We start from the raw sequence: 15098 nt of genomic DNA, 5'->3' as shown, positions 1-15098 counted from the left end.
AGATTAAGTTTATAACCTAAAAACGAAATACAATGGCTAATAAAAAAGTAGTAATAGGTGCAGCTGTAGCAGCTGCCGTACTGGCCGGTGTAGCTGTGGCTGTAACCGTGCGCAACCGTAAAAAAGCAAAATACCGCGCCCATGCAGATGAGGCTAAGGAAACTTTTAAAGGTAAGCTGAACGAACTGCAACGCAAAGCTGAAAAAGAATATAAAAAGGCAACCAACACTGCCGAAGATGTGGTAAACGCAGCGGCCAACCGCGCCACAGAATGGGCAAATAAAGTGTAGAGGGGGAGCCCAAAACAAAGAAGAAGTGAAAGCCGGTTGCAGTTTGCAGCCGGTTTTTTAATCCAGAGTTTACAACCAAACAGTTATTAAATGCCATAAAATTATATCAATCACAACACGCTAAAAAACAAGTTACTGCACCATGAAAACGAGAAAAACCGCCGGAAAAAAATTTCAGCCCTATAACAACCTTATAGAGCAGTTATCTGCCCAGAATATTACTGTAACACCAAACGGGGAAAAGCTGCCCGAAATTTTGGTTATTACTACATTTCCACCCAGGCAGTGCGGTATTGCAACCTATAGCCAGGACCTTATAAAGGCGCTTAACGACCATTATGTGGATTCCTTTTCTATAAAGATATGTGCGCTTGAAACCAATAAAGAACAACACACCTATACCGACCCTGATGTTAAGTACATACTTAACACCAGCGAGCCGGAATCATACAAACAACTTGCCAGGGCCATAAATGAAGATGAAAACCTGAAAATTGTGCTTATGCAGCACGAATTTGGCCTGGTGCACGAAACGGTTAAAGACTTCAATACGTTTATAGACGAAGTACAGAAACCGCTTGCAGTGGTATTTCATACCGTATTACCCAATCCTAATGAAGAATTTAAGGCAAATGTGCAGCACATATTAAACCGTGCCGACAGCCTTATTGTTATGACACATAACGCTGCCGATATACTGGTGCGCGACTATATAGTTAACCGCGACAAGATTGCGGTTATTGCCCACGGCACACACCTTGTAAAACACGGCCAGGGTCCTGAACTAAAACGCAAATACGGTTTTGAAGGCCGCACCATACTCAGCACCTTTGGGCTGCTAAGTTCGGGGAAAAGTATTGAAACCACGCTTGACGCCCTACCCAATATTGTAGATAAAAACCCTAACGTACTGTTCCTTATTATAGGCAAAACCCACCCTACCGTGGTACTTAACGAGGGCGAAGTATACAGGGAATCGCTCATACAAAAAATTGAAGAACACGGGCTACAGAACAATGTACAGTTCATCAACAAATATGTAGCGCTCGATGAGCTGCTGGACTACCTTCAGCTTACTGATATTTATGTTTTCTCAAGCAAAGACCCTAACCAGGCCGTTAGCGGCACGTTCTCTTATGCGCTTAGCTGTGGCTGCCCTATTGTTTCTACCCCTATACCCCACGCTGTAGAAGTATTGGCAGGAGAAACCGGCTTTACGTTTGATTTTGGTAACAGCGAGCAGCTGGCCGACCGCATTAACACCTTGCTGTTTGACCCTATCCTTCGTGAGAAGATGGTGCTAAACGGGCTGCATAAAATTGTACACACCGCCTGGGAAAACTCTGCTGTGGCACACGCCAAGGTACTGCAAAAAAATGCCGCACCCGGAGCCATTAAACTGGAATACCGCAACCCTCAGGTTAATCTTGACCATATTAAGGCCATGACTACTGATTTTGGTTTTGTGCAATTTGCAAAACTAAATATGCCTGATTTAGCTTCGGGATACACAATAGATGATAATGCCCGCGCCATGATAGCCATGTGCCAGCACTATAAAAAATACCGCAATACCGACGACCTTAAATATATAGGCATTTACCTTAATTATATAGGCTATTGCCAAATGGCAGACGGCCGTTTCCTAAACTATGTAGATGTAAATAAAAATTACACCACACAAAACCACAACGAAAACCTTGAAGATGCTTCAGGGCGTGCCATGTGGGCACTGGGTTACCTTATTTCGCTGGCGCCGATACTGCCTGCCGAAATGGTAGAAAGCGCGGAGGCCATGTTCCAGAAAACGCTGGGGCTTACCAAAGATATTTATTCTACCCGCGCCATGGCTTTTGTTATTAAAGGCCTGTATTACTACAACCGCCAGAATAAGGATAAGGATGTGCTTATCTACATAAAAATGTTTGCCGACCGCATGGTGCAAATGTACCGTCATGAGGCTGATGAAGAATGGAAATGGTTTGAAGGCTACCTTACTTATGCTAATAGCGTACTACCCGAAGCCCTGTTGCTGTGCCACGCCATGACCGGCAACGAAACATATAGGGATGTGGCCAAGGCATCGTTTGACTTTTTACTGTCTAATATATTTGACGAAAACAGCATTAAGGTGGTTTCCAACCGCGGATGGCACGTGCGCGGCAGCGAAAAAGAACGCTATGGCGAACAGCCTATAGATGTGGCCTACACCATACTGGCACTGCGCAAATTTCACGATATATTTAAGTCGGCCGAGTACCTTAATAAAATGGAGGTTGCCTTTAACTGGTTTTTGGGCAATAACCACCTGCAGCACGTTATTTACAACCCCTGCACCGGCGGCTGCTTTGACGGCCTTGAAGAACACAGCGTAAACCTTAACCAGGGCGCCGAAAGCACCGTGAGCTACCTTATGGCAAGGCTTACCATTACCAAATACTTTGGTAATCCAAACAACGTGTACTTCCGTAAGCTAAGGGCTGCAAAGGTTAGCGCCCTGCGTGCCCCGCAGGACATATAAGCGGATGATGAAATACTATACAAAAAACCCCGGCTATCTTTATGATGCCGGGGTTTTTAATTAACTTAACCTTTATAATGTAAATTACTTAGTGCTTATCTGCTTAACATCACTTTCTTTAATGCCATATTTTTTCATTGTAGCATTGTAATCCTTAAACTCTTCCATAGCGTTTGCAGAAGTCCTGGAGCTACTTAAAAATCCTGGAATTATAACAATTCTAAAAATTTGGTTTCTTGTATAGGGATCAAAGGAAGGATCTGAAAGATCGGTGTTTGCCTCCATATATAAAAGCACATCATTTTGAGTAAAATTGTAATCATAATCCACCTCCTCTTCACCAAAATATAATGTACGAGGTATAAGTTGCCAAACATCAAGATCTGTATCAGGATCATCTGTAAGGCGATACACCAATATCATATCTCCATCGGGTATTGTAGTACCAAACTCTACAACATTTTTAAACTCTCCGGATGCTGTAAAATTAAGTCGACGTGTTTGAAAAACCTCAGCAATGGTGTCCTGGTCAAAATTATCGTCGTTGTTACAGCTTGAAAGGCTTAGTAGGCCAACAGCGCTGAAAAGTAAAAGTATCTTTTTCATAGTCTTAAATTTTTAAAGTTTGAATTATATCGTTTACTAAAGTATTCCAAAAAATGCGCCAAAAATGGTTTTTAAAGAAAAATTAGGAAAAAACTTTATTTTACCTTTGTAGTATGATGAACAGCAAACCCACGCTATACATGGTGGTGCTGGGTGCCACCCCACCCGGCAGGCTAACCGAGCAGCACGATATTTTTTTTGGGATAGGCACTGATATAAAAGCGCTTAAGCCCGATATGTATGCGTTTTGGCACAACGGCGGCCAGCTGCATATAGACTCGTGGAGACAGGTTACAAAAGTGGGCGGCTACAACATAAACATAGTACCCAAAGAAAGTTTTACCCCTACAGATGAAAAGCTTTTTTTCCTGAACCTGGGCGGCTACAAACCTGCCGACCTTGAGGAATACCACTACAAAATGCTGGTAGTTGCCAAAACAATGGCCAAGGCCGTTAAAGCCGCAAAGCAAACCGCCTTTTACAAACACTATAATTTTAAAGGTGCCGAAAGCCATATAGATGAGAAGTACGCACTTGATGTAGATGATATGCACAATGTGGAAGATATTTTACCACTACACCTTAAAGAGCAATATCGCATTGCCATAACCCCGTCTGACAGCCTGATAGAAGATGAGCTGCATGCGGGCTATGTAAAACTGGGGCCTTTTACAGGTTTATAGTGTGTGGTTCATAGTTCAACCACAAACTACAAACAAAAACACAAATAATTTAGATATGAGTGAGCAACAACAAACCATAAACAACAAACCACAAACCGACCTGTCGTGGAATGAATTTGAACGTGTAGAAATGCGCGTGGGCACTATATTAGAAGTAAATGATTTTCCGGAGGCACGCAAACCGGCCTTTCAGCTAACTGTAGATTTCGGGGCTGAAATTGGCACACGCAAAACATCGGCGCAAATAACAAAACGCTATACTAAAGAGGTATTAACCGGCAGGCAAATAGTGGCCGTGGTAAACTTTCCGCGCAAGCAGATAGGCAAATTTATGAGCGAATGCCTGGTGCTTGGAGCTGTGGGTAGCGAAGGCGATGTGATATTGCTTGCCCCTGATTTTAAAGTAGAAAACGGCCTGCGTATTGGGTAAATTTATAATACCGCTTTAATCATCCGGTCGTTACCAAACATATCTTTTCGCAGTTCTACTGTAACAAACCCAAGGCTTTTAAGTAGTTCAACCGTTTCCGGCCCCAAATATTGGTTTATCTCAAAATACAGCTTCCCACCGGGGTTAAGCCCTTCTTTAGCCAGTTGTGCAATTTTTCGGTAAAAAATTAGCGGATCGGTATCTTCAACAAAAAGCGCGGTATGGGGTTCAAACTCCAATACGTTTGGTTTAATTTCCTCTTTTTCAAGGTTGCGCACATAAGGCGGATTACTCACAATAACATCATATTTTCGAGGCAATTCACTTAGAGCCAATACATCCTGGAGTATAAATTGTATAGATACTCCATTAGCAGCCGCATTAGCCGTTGCCACTTCAATTGCCCCTGTAGAAATATCCATAGCACTTACCTCTGAACCTTCAATATTTTTAGCCAGCGTTATGGCAATACAACCACTGCCTGTACCTATATCTACAATACTGCTTCCGGCAGCGTTTTCAACAATAATCCAGTCAGCCAGTTCCTCCGTTTCCGGTCGTGGAATCAGGGTATGTTCGTTTACCTTAAACTGCAAACCGTAAAACCAGGTATGCCCAAAAATATACTGAATAGGCTTTTGCTGCTGTAATTGCGCACAGACTTCATTCCATTTAGAAAGTTCAGTATCTGCAAGTAAATAACCCGTATTCAACGCAAAATCCACACGCCTCCACCCTTTCAGTTCTTGAAGGGTTATATAAAAAAAGCGCTCAGCCTCCCCCTCGTCATATAAAGGCATAAGGGTTTGAATAAAGTGGCTGCGGTAGTCTTTAAATGTCATTTTATAAATCTTTAAGCATCCATACCTGGCAGGAGTTGTGGCCCGTGTCGCCCAGCGGCGCATCAAGGTACTTAAACCCTGTTTTGGTATATAATTTTTGTGCTGCCAGCATGCTATCAAGCGTTTCTATATAACATTGACTGTAGCCAAACTGCCGCGCTGTATCAAGGCATTTCTGCATCAGTTCGGTACCAATGCCCCTCCCCCTCGCTTCGGGCGAAAAGTACATTTTCTGTAATTCGCAAACATTGGCTATACCTCCATCAAGGGGTGCAATACCGGCACCGCCAATTACCTCGCCTTTACTTTCTACCACAAAGTATGTAGTTCCCTCTTTATCATATACTGTAGAAAGCCTGTCAAGAACAGGGTCGGCATAGGCAGTGCCTGTTGTGGGTGCACCAAGCTCTATAAACACCCTACGGATAACCTGCGCTATAACTATATTATCGGCCTCAGCAATGGGCCTTATTGTATAATCCATAGCGCAAAGATAACGTAAGAAGTTGGGTGTTGGGTGTTGAGGGTTATTTTTAAAGTTTTTTATCCGTATCAACAAGAACTTGACATCCCACAACACGCAACTCCTAACAACTTTGTAACTTTGCTACTCTGCAACTTAAAAAAATGACCCACGAAACCTACATGCACCGCTGCCTTGGGCTTGCCGAAACCGGTATGCGTGCCGCCATGCCCAACCCCAGCGTGGGTGCAGTGCTGGTACACAACGGGCGCATTATTGGCGAAGGCCACACATCGCCTTACGGAGGCCCGCACGGCGAAGTAAACTGCATTAATTCGGTTAAACCGGAAGACAAGCACCTGATTAACCAAAGCACACTTTATGTAACGCTTGAGCCTTGCAGCCATTATGGCAAGACCCCACCCTGCTGCGACCTGATTATTGCACAGCAAATACCCAATATTGTTGTAGGCACGGTAGACCCCCACGTTAAAGTGGCGGGCAACGGGATAAAAAAACTACGGGAAGCCGGCAAAAACGTAACTGTAGGCATATTAGAAGCCGAATGCCGCGAAAGCAATCGCCGCTTTTTTACCTTTCATGAAAAGCAACGCCCTTACATTATACTCAAATGGGCTGAAAGCGCCGATGGTTTTTTAGCACCTTTAAGACGTTCTGTTATTACAGAAGATAAGAAACCCGTTTGGATAACCAACCCCTACTCACGCCAGCTGGTACACAAATGGCGTAGCGAAGAGGCTACCATACTTGTTGGTACGCACACCGTAATAGACGATAACCCCCAGCTTGATGTGCGCTCCTGGACGGGCCCACAGCCCGTACGCATTGTACTGGATCGCACCAACCGTATTTCGGGCAATTATAACGTTAAAAATCAAAAAATAAAGACAATTGTATTGACAGAGTGCCCTGATTTGCCTAATTTAGAGAACCTGCTGTATGAACAGGTACCGTTTGATGCTAACCTGCTGCAATCTGTTTGCGGGGTGCTGCACAGTCACGGGTTGCTTTCGGTAATTATTGAGGGAGGCTACAAAACACTGCAGGGCTTTATTGACTGCAACCTGTGGGATGAGGCCCGTATTTTTAAGGGCAATGCTGTTTTTAGTAACGGTACACCTGCACCACAGCTTACAGGACAGCTTACCGCGCGGGATACAATTGTAAATGATGAGCTTTTAATTTTCAGGAATTATGGTTAATGCAATTATTTTTGATTTAGGCGATGTATTTTTAAACAAGGACAAAGAGGCTAAAGACAAAGCCCTGGCTGCTATAGGTGTAACCTGGAACGAAGACCTTGAAAAGCTTGAGAAGAAGCTTGAAACCGGCAAGATAAACGAAGAGCAATACCTTGAGGGCATACAGCCTTTTACAAACAATGCCACCCCTGAACAGATTAAAGAAGCCTGGAATGCGGGTATTGCTGATTTTCCGCTATACAGGCTGGAGTTTTTGCAAAAGTTAACCAATACCTACCGCCTTTTCCTGCTTAGTAATACCGACCCTATTCATATAGAAAAGTTTGAGCACGATGCAGGTATGTCGTTCTACAGCGATTTTTACCAGTGTTTTGAAAAGGTATATTTTAGCCATGAAATAGGTGTACGCAAACCCGATGCCGAAGCCTTTAATTACATACTCAACAAACATGATATACAAGCCAAACGCACCCTTGTGGTAGACGACAAAAAGTTTAATACTGATGCCGCCGAAGCATTAGGCTTCCAGGTGTGGAACCTGCAAAAAGGCGAAGAAGACGTAGTAGATTTATTTGATAAGAAGATTTTGACTTTAGAGAGTTAGTTTTGAATCTCAGTTTACAGATAAATTGCTATTGTATCTTGCTTTCAACCTATTAAATGATTTGTAGAATTCCGCTACTTTCCTCGGGTTTGAACTCTGTTTATTATAAAGTGATGGGTTTTGATACATTACCAAAATTTCCAATACTTCATCATCTGTTAAATCAGCAAGCGGTTTTTTAAAGTAATAGTGCGAAGCTGCTTCAGCGCCAATGCAATTCCGGGTAAAGTCAAAACGAGACAGGTTGAATTGCAGGCATTGTTGTGGTGTGGCATAATTTTCAATCATAAATGCCATAAATGTGGTATTCCAAAACGTTCCCTTTGCCCGTAATATCGCTAAAGTAACGGCTGCATCGCGCACTGGATATTTAAAATCTACCGTACTAAACCGTTCCTTAAAGGCATAACCCCAAATGGTATTGCTCATTGAACCCGGATATACCTTTTCATACACATCTAAAAAGTTTTGTGGTAACTCAGGCGCTTCAGCTAGGGATTTCTTAATTGCCTGTCGTTCTTTAGAAGTTGTTATTACACAACCACCGGTTTCAAGCACAAGGTAAATACAAGCCATAATTACCAGAATAGTTATGGTAAAGGACTTAAGTGTTTTGGTAAGCGTTTTTTTCATTGCTTCCAGATATTAAAATCGGTTCTAATGATATCCAGTAAATCCCGGATAAATTCAAGCTCGTCAACCCCAGGATAAATTTTCAAGTAACTTTCAGGATTACTATAGTTAATATGATTTTGTTCATTAAAGCTCCTTATAAAAATTTCATAGCCTGTACCGTCACTAATAGCAGTATGGGTAGTAAAGTAGCCATTTACCCCTTCTTCGGTACGACCTTTACTACGTTTTTCCAGTTTATATTTTATTTCCTTTTCATCAGGTATATATAAAATATTTGTATTGAGTATATCCCACCAGACACCATCAAGGTTTTTATTAATAAACATATCAGTTGTGTTTGTTTTGCCTCCAGTAAAGAAATAATATAGTGCTGCTTTCCACTCTTTTCCATCTTTATAAAACCTAAATACCTGAGAACAGTTACTAATCCCCCTGTCTTTGTACACCCTTATTTCGCTTTCATAAGCAAGGCTATCAGGCAGACCCAAAGCTTTATTTATTTCTGCCGGGGTTTGGCTGTAGGCTACCACACAGCTTAGGAGCAATAATAAAGGGGAAATCTTTTTCATTTTACTATTTTTTCTAAGTGTTTTAACTCATTGTGGCGGCCAAAATTTTGCGTAACCGCATCAGTACCGGTAAAATAACTAAAGCCGCAACCATAACAAATTTTAGCCACACCTGTTATCTTGTTGTTTTTCCTGAACACATATACATCCCTAAAATATGGCATACAGGCAGGAGCGGCATAATCTTCATCATACGCTCTTTCACTAAAAATCTTGTTTAAAGATTCATTTATACTGTCAGGGAGCACCTTCTTATTGTAACCAATATCTTCGAGCTGGGCCACAAATACACTATCTTTTAAAGATTCAGGAGTATAAGATGTAAGTACATCAAGTAACAACTGCCTCCTGATGCTCTTTGGAGCATTAAAAACAGTATCTAAATCTGTTTGCTTCATTGTGGTTTTATAGTACACAACTTCATCAAAATCAAAAAAATGCAGCCCCTTAATAACAGGACGTTCTTCATGATTTTCATTACTTTTATTACTGCAACTAAGAACAATGAATAAAACAGAAAGAAAAACAAGCAGTTTTTTCATAGTAAGGAGATTATACTACAAGTATACACAATTTTCCGTTTGGTTTATCTTGCTACCTTTGCACTACGATATTTTTATTTTGGAAAACGACACTTACAAAACCCTGGCCGCACCCGGCGAAGAAACCCTGTTTAAAGAAAAGAACAGCAAGTTCTTTGGCTATGCCTTTCCCATAGCAAACGAAGACGAGGTAAAAACCATACTGGCCGACATTAAAAAACAGCATTATGGCGCGCGCCACTGGTGCTATGCGTTTCAACTGGGTACAGAGCCTAACATTTACTACCGTGCTAACGATGACGGCGAACCCAACAACACAGCCGGCATGCCCATTTACGGACAAATACAAAGCTTTGGTGTAACCAATGTGCTGGTGGTGTCTGTACGATACTTCGGAGGGGTAAAACTGGGCGTAGGCGGGCTTATTTCAGCCTACCGCACCTCAGCCCAAATGGCACTGGAGGCATCAGAGATTATTGATAAAACCATTGATGTACATTTCACCGTAAAATTCGGTTACCCGGATATGAACAAGGTAATGCGCATTATAAAAGAAAAAAACCTGGACATTGTTTCTCAAACTATGGAAAACGACTGTACTATGACCCTGGCCACCCGCAAAAAAAATGCCCCAATGTTTCTTGAGGCATTTGAAGCGGCTTATGGGATTGTAGTAAGCCCCCCAACCCCCAAAGGGGGAGTTTAGTACCCAACAATTCCCCCTTTGGGGGTTAGGGGGCCAGTTTCTCTTTTACATACTCAGGAGGGCTTGTAGGCCTGCCGGTTTTCATGTCTACAAATACTAACATTGAGTACCCCGTTGTTAATAACTCCTGCTTCTCATTGTAGATTTCGTAGTCAAATTCTATCTTAACGCCCACCTGTTTTTTAAATATTGTTTTTACTGTTAAGAAATCATCATACCGGGCCGGTTTTTTATAATTCATGGTCAGGCTCACCACCGGCAGCATTACACCCTGCTTTTCCATTTCAGCATAGCTAACACCCAGGTTTCTAAGCCATTCCACACGACCCATTTCAAAGTATTCGGCATATTTTCCATGGTAAACAACCCCCATCTGGTCGGTCTCGGCATAGCGAACCCTTACATTAAACTCGTGAAAATTCATATTTTTTTACTGTTAATTTTATGCTAATTTTAGCTTAATTATGCTTACGTTTTTTTTTGAAAAAATCAATACAGCCCAAGTTTTTTTTTGAGAAAAAATGTTGCAATATTTGCTCTCCCGAACCGGAATGAAATCCGCACATTTCGGTTATAACGACAACAATTAATAAACACCTTAAAATCAGTAACATGGTAAAAACTGCGCAATCGGTATGGGAAAACTGTCTGCTGTTCATAAAAGACAATATTCAGGATCAGGCCTACAAAACCTGGTTTGAACCCATTCGTGCAGTTGAGCTTACTGATAATGCACTTTATATACAGGTGCCTTCAAAATTCTTTTATGAGTGGCTTGAAGAGCACTATGTAAAACTGCTAAAGGTGGCATTAACTAAAGAACTTGGCAACAGCGCAAAGTTACTTTATAAAATCAAGATGGAAAACACCTATGGCAACAAACAGCCCTTTACAGAGCAGTTGCCCAGCGCCCACCGCGCCCCTGTAAAACCACAGGAGGTTGATTTTCCGCTTCAAAACAAAAATCCTGAGCTAAAAAACCCGTTTGTAATACCCGGCATACGTAACCTTAAAATAGACTCACAGCTTAATGCAAATTACAGCTTTGACAACTTTTTTGAGGGCGACTCTAACCGCCTGGCACGTTCGGCAGGTTTGGCTGTGGCCAATAAACCCGGTGGCACATCGTTTAACCCACTGCTAATTTTTGGCGGTGTGGGCCTTGGTAAAACGCACCTTGTACACGCTATTGGTATAGATATTAAAGATAAATACCCGGATAAAACCGTACTTTATATATCTGCCGAAATCTTTACCCAGCAATATATAGACTCGGTAAAACGCAATACCCGTAATGATTTTATTCACTTCTATCAATTGATAGACGTGCTTATTATAGACGATGTACAGTTTCTTTCCGGCAAAACAGGTACGCAGGATGTATTTTTCCACATCTTTAACCACCTGCACCAAAACGGAAAGCAGGTAATCCTTACGTCAGACAAGGCTCCTGTAGATATGCAGGATATAGAGCAGCGCCTGCTGTCGCGCTTTAAGTGGGGCCTTTCGGCAGAACTGCACCAGCCTGATTATGAAACCCGTATTTCTATCCTTAACAACATCCTGTACCGCGATGGTGTAGAAATGCCGCAGGAAATTATAGAATATGTGGCACGTAACATTAAAAGCAATGTGCGCGAGCTTGAGGGTGCCATTATATCGCTTATTGCACAATCATCTTTCAACCACCGCGAAGTAACGTTAGACCTTGCCAAGCAGGTAGTAGAAAAATTTGTAAAAAACATAAAGCGCGAAATATCAATAGACTACATACAAAAAGTAGTATCTGATTATTTCCAGCTTGATATTGATACCCTAAAGAGCAAAACGCGCAAGCGCCATGTGGTGCAGGCACGCCAGCTGGCCATGTTTTTTGCCAAGAAGTTTACAAAAGCTTCGCTAGCCAACATAGGCTCTCAAATAGGCGACCGCGACCATGCTACGGTACTACACGCCTGCAAAACGGTTGATAACCTGGTTACTACCGATAAGCAGTTCCGTAAGTTTGTAGATGATATCAACAAGAAACTTTCTGTATAATGCCTGTTAAAATCTTAATGGTTTGCCTGGGCAATATATGTCGTTCGCCACTGGCCGAAGGTATATTGCAAAGCAAGCTCCCTGCCGAAAACTTTACAGTAGACAGCGCCGGAACCGGCAACTGGCATGTGGGCGACGGGCCCGACAGGCGTTCTGTAGCTACAGCTAAAGGCCGCGGGCTTGACATAAGCCGCCAGAAGGCAAGGCAAATCACCATTAATGATTTTAATGAGTTTGACCATATTTATGTTATGGACGCAAACAACCTGCGCGATGTTACCGCACTGGCTCCGCATGCCGAGGGTAAAGCAAAGGTAAAGCTGATGATGGACGAGATTTTTCCCGGACAGAAAGTAAATGTGCCCGACCCGTACTACGGAGGGGATGAAGGTTTTGAAAAAGTATATGATATGCTGGATGAAGCCTGTACATTAGTTGCCGAAAAACTTATAAAAGAGCACGCCTGATGCCTGCCGGAAAACTATACCTGCTGCCCGTTCCTCTGGGCGATGATGCCGACCCAAAAGCGGTACTGCCTGAAACTGTAGCTAAATCAATTGAATTTATTGACTACTATATAGTTGAGAACGAAAAAACGGCGCGACGTTTCATCAAGGCTATCCTCCCAACAAAAAAACAACCCGAACTAAAAATATCGATACTCAACAAGCATACTGAAGCTACTGAGCACAACGCTTTTATACAACCGTGTATGGAAGGCAAAAATGTGGGTTTAATGAGTGAAGCCGGCTGCCCCGGCGTTGCCGACCCCGGTGCTGCGATAGTTAAAATCGCGCATGAAAAAGGCATACAGGTGGTACCCTTGGTTGGGCCCTCTTCTATTCTGCTTGCAATGATGGCAAGCGGCATGAACGGCCAAAGCTTTGCTTTTAACGGCTACCTGCCTATTGATAAAGGCGACAAAAAAACCGCCCTTAAAAACTTTGAAAAGCTTAGTCAGGACAAAAGCCAGTCGCAACTTTTTATAGAAACCCCTTACCGCAACAACAAGCTTGTAGAAGACCTTTTATCCATACTGCAACCCAACACCCACCTGTGCATAGCGGCAGATATTACCCTGCCTACAGAGTACATTAAAACCAAAACCATAGCCCAGTGGAAAAAGGAGAAGCCAGACCTGCACAACAGGCCCTGTATTTTTATTATACACAGGTTTTAGAAGAAGCTTCCTGACTCTTTTGCAACAGTAAATTTTGCCGCTTTGAAGCTCTGTGCTATCTTCGCGGCATGAATACCATACATTTTATAAAAGTTACCCCGCCCTGATTTACCTACTGTAAAATCAGCATCCATTACATTTAATCAAATCATTATTGGTTTGGTTACATTTCTATATGTTTTGTAACCAGCCACACAGTAACTTTTATAAATTATGAAACTCTTCGACTTTTCACAAAAAATAAACTATAAAAACGAGATTTTGGCCGGGCTTACCGTAGCCATGACCATGATACCGGAATCGCTTTCATTTGCCATACTGGCCGGTTTTCCACCGCTTGTGGGGCTGTATGCTGCTTTTATTATGGGGCTGGTAACAGCAGTGCTGGGCGGCAGGCCGGGGCTTGTATCGGGCGGTGCGGGTGCAACGGTAATAACACTTATTGCTCTTATGAAATCGCATGGGCTCGAATATATATTTGCAGCCGTAGCATTAGCCGGGCTAATCCAGATACTTGTTGGTGTTTTTAAACTGGGTAAATTTATACGCCTGGTACCGCAACCCGTTATGTATGGCTTTGTAAACGGCCTTGCGGTAGTAATTTTTATGTCGCAGCTGGAACAGTTTAAAACCGTTGTTAACGGGCATACAGAATGGCTTTCGGGCACTCCCCTATACATTATGCTTGGTCTTGTAGCCCTTACAATAGGCATAGTAGTTGGCTTCCCAAAAATTACGAAGGCCGTACCGGCATCGCTTGTGGCTATTATTGTAGTGTTTGCCGTGGTGCTGGGCTTTGGCATAGAAACCAAAACCGTGCAGGACATAGCCTCGGTTCAGGGTGGGTTCCCTCCTTTCCACATCCCACAAATTCCTTTTACATTCGAAACACTGGCGCTTATCTTTCCCTACTCACTCATAATGGCATCGGTAGGCCTAACCGAAGGCCTGCTAACCCTAAACCTTGTAGACGAAATTACGGGCACTAAAGGCAACAGCAACCGCGAGAGCATAGCCCAGGGCACAGCCAATATAGCCAACGGATTTTTTTACGGCATGGGCGGCTGCCCCATGATTGCCCAAACACTGGTTAACCTCAACGCTGGTGCCAGGGCAAGGCTGGCGGGTATTGTAGCTGCATTAACCATACTCATAATTATATTGTTTGGCGCACCGGTTATAGGCAGGCTACCTATGGCCGCACTAACCGGCGTAATGATGATGGTAGCCATAGGTACGTTTGAATGGGCCAGTTTCCGTATCATTACCAAAATGCCTAAGAGCGATATTTTTACCGGCATACTTGTAGCTATAATAACCATAGTACTGCACAACCTTGCACTTGCGGTGCTTATAGGCATTATTATATCAGCCCTTGTATTTGCCTGGGAAAGCGCTAAACGCATCCGTGCCCGAAAATATGTAGACGATGCCGGTGTCAAGCATTATGAAATATATGGGCCGCTATTCTTTGGCTCTGTAAGCACTTTTAATGAAAAGTTTGATATTACTACCGACCCACAACAGGTGGTAATAGACTTTAAAGACAGCCGCGTGGCAGATATGTCGGCCATTGAAGCACTCAATGTACTTACCCGGAAATATCGCGAAGCCGGTAAAACCCTAACCCTTAAACACCTTAGCGAAGACAGCAGGAGGCTGCTGTATAATGCGGAAGGTGTTATTGAAGTAAACGTAAGCGAAGACCCGGTTTACAGCGTAGCAACCAACAAAACTTAACCGAATTTTGATTGCCAAACCTG

At 42.8% G+C, this 15098-nt stretch carries 19 protein-coding genes; 11 read left to right on the top strand and 8 right to left on the bottom strand.

Translation table 11 applies throughout. The features are described from left to right. Positions 1-32: 32 nt before the first annotated feature. Together AM279_RS00480 and AM279_RS00475 are read left to right on the top strand one after the other, a co-directional pair. Entirely contained in the window at positions 33-290 is a 258-nt protein-coding gene (locus AM279_RS00480) for a hypothetical protein (RefSeq protein WP_054405718.1), read from the top strand. A gap of 142 nt (positions 291-432) precedes the next feature. Then, complete coding sequence (locus AM279_RS00475; protein ID WP_054405716.1) at positions 433-2811, top strand: glycosyltransferase; 2379 nt, start codon at positions 433-435, stop codon at positions 2809-2811. 84 nt (positions 2812-2895) lie between these two features. Here the strand turns inward: AM279_RS00475 and AM279_RS00470 are convergent, their stop codons facing one another. Continuing rightward, positions 2896-3417, bottom strand: a complete 522-nt coding sequence (locus tag AM279_RS00470; RefSeq protein ID WP_054405714.1) for a hypothetical protein — start codon at positions 3415-3417, stop codon at positions 2896-2898. Positions 3418-3530: 113 nt separating this feature from the next. Between AM279_RS00470 and AM279_RS00465 the strand changes: the two genes are divergently transcribed. Then, positions 3531-4100: a DUF1543 domain-containing protein gene (locus AM279_RS00465; protein WP_316948645.1), complete on the top strand. Its 570-nt coding sequence runs from the start codon at positions 3531-3533 to the stop codon at positions 4098-4100. A 55-nt stretch (positions 4101-4155) separates the two neighbouring features. Beyond that, a complete protein-coding gene (locus tag AM279_RS00460) occupies positions 4156-4530 on the top strand; it encodes a tRNA-binding protein (protein ID WP_054405710.1) in 375 nt (124 codons plus the stop codon). A gap of 2 nt (positions 4531-4532) precedes the next feature. Here the strand turns inward: AM279_RS00460 and prmC are convergent, their stop codons facing one another. Beyond that, complete coding sequence (gene prmC, locus AM279_RS00455) at positions 4533-5372, bottom strand: peptide chain release factor N(5)-glutamine methyltransferase (protein WP_054405708.1); 840 nt, start codon at positions 5370-5372, stop codon at positions 4533-4535. Position 5373: 1 nt separating this feature from the next. Then, positions 5374-5856, bottom strand: a complete 483-nt coding sequence (locus AM279_RS00450) for a GNAT family N-acetyltransferase (protein ID WP_054405706.1) — start codon at positions 5854-5856, stop codon at positions 5374-5376. Between the two features lie 143 nt (positions 5857-5999). Here AM279_RS00450 and ribD point away from each other — a divergent pair, with 143 nt between their 5' ends. Both ribD and AM279_RS00440 read left to right on the top strand, forming a co-directional pair. Further along, a complete protein-coding gene (ribD, locus tag AM279_RS00445; RefSeq protein ID WP_054405703.1) occupies positions 6000-7058 on the top strand; it encodes a bifunctional diaminohydroxyphosphoribosylaminopyrimidine deaminase/5-amino-6-(5-phosphoribosylamino)uracil reductase RibD in 1059 nt (352 codons plus the stop codon). After that, on the top strand, positions 7051-7662 hold the full coding sequence (locus tag AM279_RS00440; protein ID WP_054405701.1) for an HAD family hydrolase: 612 nt from the start codon (positions 7051-7053) through the stop codon (positions 7660-7662). Before ribD ends, AM279_RS00440 begins: the two co-directional genes overlap by 8 nt. Positions 7663-7671: 9 nt before the next feature. Here the strand turns inward: AM279_RS00440 and AM279_RS00435 are convergent, their stop codons facing one another. From AM279_RS00435 to AM279_RS00425, 3 genes are read right to left on the bottom strand one after another with little or no spacing between them, the layout of a single operon-like run. Then, the gene (locus AM279_RS00435) at positions 7672-8295 is read right to left on the bottom strand and encodes a transglycosylase domain-containing protein (protein ID WP_054405699.1); all 624 of its coding nucleotides are present in this window, start codon (positions 8293-8295) and stop codon (positions 7672-7674) included. Next, on the bottom strand, positions 8292-8867 hold the full coding sequence (locus tag AM279_RS00430) for a hypothetical protein (protein ID WP_143090413.1): 576 nt from the start codon (positions 8865-8867) through the stop codon (positions 8292-8294). The genes AM279_RS00435 and AM279_RS00430 overlap by 4 nt, the downstream gene beginning before the upstream one ends. Beyond that, positions 8864-9409: a hypothetical protein gene (locus AM279_RS00425; RefSeq protein ID WP_054405695.1), complete on the bottom strand. Its 546-nt coding sequence runs from the start codon at positions 9407-9409 to the stop codon at positions 8864-8866. Before AM279_RS00425 ends, AM279_RS00430 begins: the two co-directional genes overlap by 4 nt. A 79-nt stretch (positions 9410-9488) precedes the next feature. Here AM279_RS00425 and AM279_RS00420 point away from each other — a divergent pair, with 79 nt between their 5' ends. Beyond that, positions 9489-10115: an IMPACT family protein gene (locus AM279_RS00420; protein WP_054405693.1), complete on the top strand. Its 627-nt coding sequence runs from the start codon at positions 9489-9491 to the stop codon at positions 10113-10115. Positions 10116-10140: 25 nt separating this feature from the next. Here the strand turns inward: AM279_RS00420 and AM279_RS00415 are convergent, their stop codons facing one another. Beyond that, a complete protein-coding gene (locus AM279_RS00415) occupies positions 10141-10539 on the bottom strand; it encodes an acyl-CoA thioesterase (protein WP_054405691.1) in 399 nt (132 codons plus the stop codon). Between the two features lie 188 nt (positions 10540-10727). Between AM279_RS00415 and dnaA the strand changes: the two genes are divergently transcribed. The 3 genes from dnaA to AM279_RS00400 are packed head-to-tail and all read left to right on the top strand — an operon-like array spanning position 10728 to position 13335. After that, complete coding sequence (gene dnaA, locus AM279_RS00410) at positions 10728-12155, top strand: chromosomal replication initiator protein DnaA (RefSeq protein ID WP_054405689.1); 1428 nt, start codon at positions 10728-10730, stop codon at positions 12153-12155. Further along, on the top strand, positions 12155-12622 hold the full coding sequence (locus AM279_RS00405) for a low molecular weight protein-tyrosine-phosphatase (RefSeq protein ID WP_054405687.1): 468 nt from the start codon (positions 12155-12157) through the stop codon (positions 12620-12622). Before dnaA ends, AM279_RS00405 begins: the two co-directional genes overlap by 1 nt. Further along, positions 12622-13335, top strand: a complete 714-nt coding sequence (locus AM279_RS00400) for an SAM-dependent methyltransferase (RefSeq protein WP_054405685.1) — start codon at positions 12622-12624, stop codon at positions 13333-13335. Before AM279_RS00405 ends, AM279_RS00400 begins: the two co-directional genes overlap by 1 nt. Here AM279_RS00400 and AM279_RS20560 read toward each other — a convergent pair. Then, a complete protein-coding gene (locus AM279_RS20560) occupies positions 13332-13469 on the bottom strand; it encodes a hypothetical protein (RefSeq protein WP_160316410.1) in 138 nt (45 codons plus the stop codon). The two genes, AM279_RS00400 and AM279_RS20560, sit on opposite strands and share 4 nt — an antisense overlap. A gap of 79 nt (positions 13470-13548) precedes the next feature. Between AM279_RS20560 and AM279_RS00395 the strand changes: the two genes are divergently transcribed. Continuing rightward, positions 13549-15075: a SulP family inorganic anion transporter gene (locus AM279_RS00395; protein ID WP_054405683.1), complete on the top strand. Its 1527-nt coding sequence runs from the start codon at positions 13549-13551 to the stop codon at positions 15073-15075. Positions 15076-15098 lie beyond the last annotated feature (23 nt).

This window comes from Flavobacterium akiainvivens, from assembly GCF_001278115.1.
Lineage (GTDB): Bacteria > Bacteroidota > Bacteroidia > Flavobacteriales > Flavobacteriaceae > Flavobacterium > Flavobacterium akiainvivens.
The sequence above is the reverse complement of the archived record's forward strand: the minus strand, read 5'-3'. Positions and strand labels throughout refer to the sequence as shown.

Excerpts from the sequence above, each read along its gene's own strand:
- AM279_RS00395 (WP_054405683.1), top strand. The coding sequence starts at position 13,549 with ATGAAACTCTTCGACTTTTCACAAAAAATAAACTATAAAAACGAGATT.
- dnaA (WP_054405689.1), top strand. The coding sequence starts at position 10,728 with ATGGTAAAAACTGCGCAATCGGTATGGGAAAACTGTCTGCTGTTCATA.
- AM279_RS00475 (WP_054405716.1), top strand. The coding sequence starts at position 433 with ATGAAAACGAGAAAAACCGCCGGAAAAAAATTTCAGCCCTATAACAAC.
- AM279_RS00435 (WP_054405699.1), bottom strand. The coding sequence starts at position 8,295 with ATGAAAAAAACGCTTACCAAAACACTTAAGTCCTTTACCATAACTATT.
- AM279_RS00465 (WP_316948645.1), top strand. The coding sequence starts at position 3,531 with ATGATGAACAGCAAACCCACGCTATACATGGTGGTGCTGGGTGCCACC.
- prmC (WP_054405708.1), bottom strand. The coding sequence starts at position 5,372 with ATGACATTTAAAGACTACCGCAGCCACTTTATTCAAACCCTTATGCCT.
- AM279_RS00430 (WP_143090413.1), bottom strand. The coding sequence starts at position 8,867 with ATGAAAAAGATTTCCCCTTTATTATTGCTCCTAAGCTGTGTGGTAGCC.
- AM279_RS20560 (WP_160316410.1), bottom strand. The coding sequence starts at position 13,469 with ATGGATGCTGATTTTACAGTAGGTAAATCAGGGCGGGGTAACTTTTAT.
- AM279_RS00415 (WP_054405691.1), bottom strand. The coding sequence starts at position 10,539 with ATGAATTTTCACGAGTTTAATGTAAGGGTTCGCTATGCCGAGACCGAC.
- AM279_RS00425 (WP_054405695.1), bottom strand. The coding sequence starts at position 9,409 with ATGAAAAAACTGCTTGTTTTTCTTTCTGTTTTATTCATTGTTCTTAGT.
- AM279_RS00470 (WP_054405714.1), bottom strand. The coding sequence starts at position 3,417 with ATGAAAAAGATACTTTTACTTTTCAGCGCTGTTGGCCTACTAAGCCTT.
- ribD (WP_054405703.1), top strand. The coding sequence starts at position 6,000 with ATGACCCACGAAACCTACATGCACCGCTGCCTTGGGCTTGCCGAAACC.
- AM279_RS00440 (WP_054405701.1), top strand. The coding sequence starts at position 7,051 with ATGGTTAATGCAATTATTTTTGATTTAGGCGATGTATTTTTAAACAAG.
- AM279_RS00405 (WP_054405687.1), top strand. The coding sequence starts at position 12,155 with ATGCCTGTTAAAATCTTAATGGTTTGCCTGGGCAATATATGTCGTTCG.
- AM279_RS00460 (WP_054405710.1), top strand. The coding sequence starts at position 4,156 with ATGAGTGAGCAACAACAAACCATAAACAACAAACCACAAACCGACCTG.
- AM279_RS00450 (WP_054405706.1), bottom strand. The coding sequence starts at position 5,856 with ATGGATTATACAATAAGGCCCATTGCTGAGGCCGATAATATAGTTATA.
- AM279_RS00400 (WP_054405685.1), top strand. The coding sequence starts at position 12,622 with ATGCCTGCCGGAAAACTATACCTGCTGCCCGTTCCTCTGGGCGATGAT.
- AM279_RS00480 (WP_054405718.1), top strand. The coding sequence starts at position 33 with ATGGCTAATAAAAAAGTAGTAATAGGTGCAGCTGTAGCAGCTGCCGTA.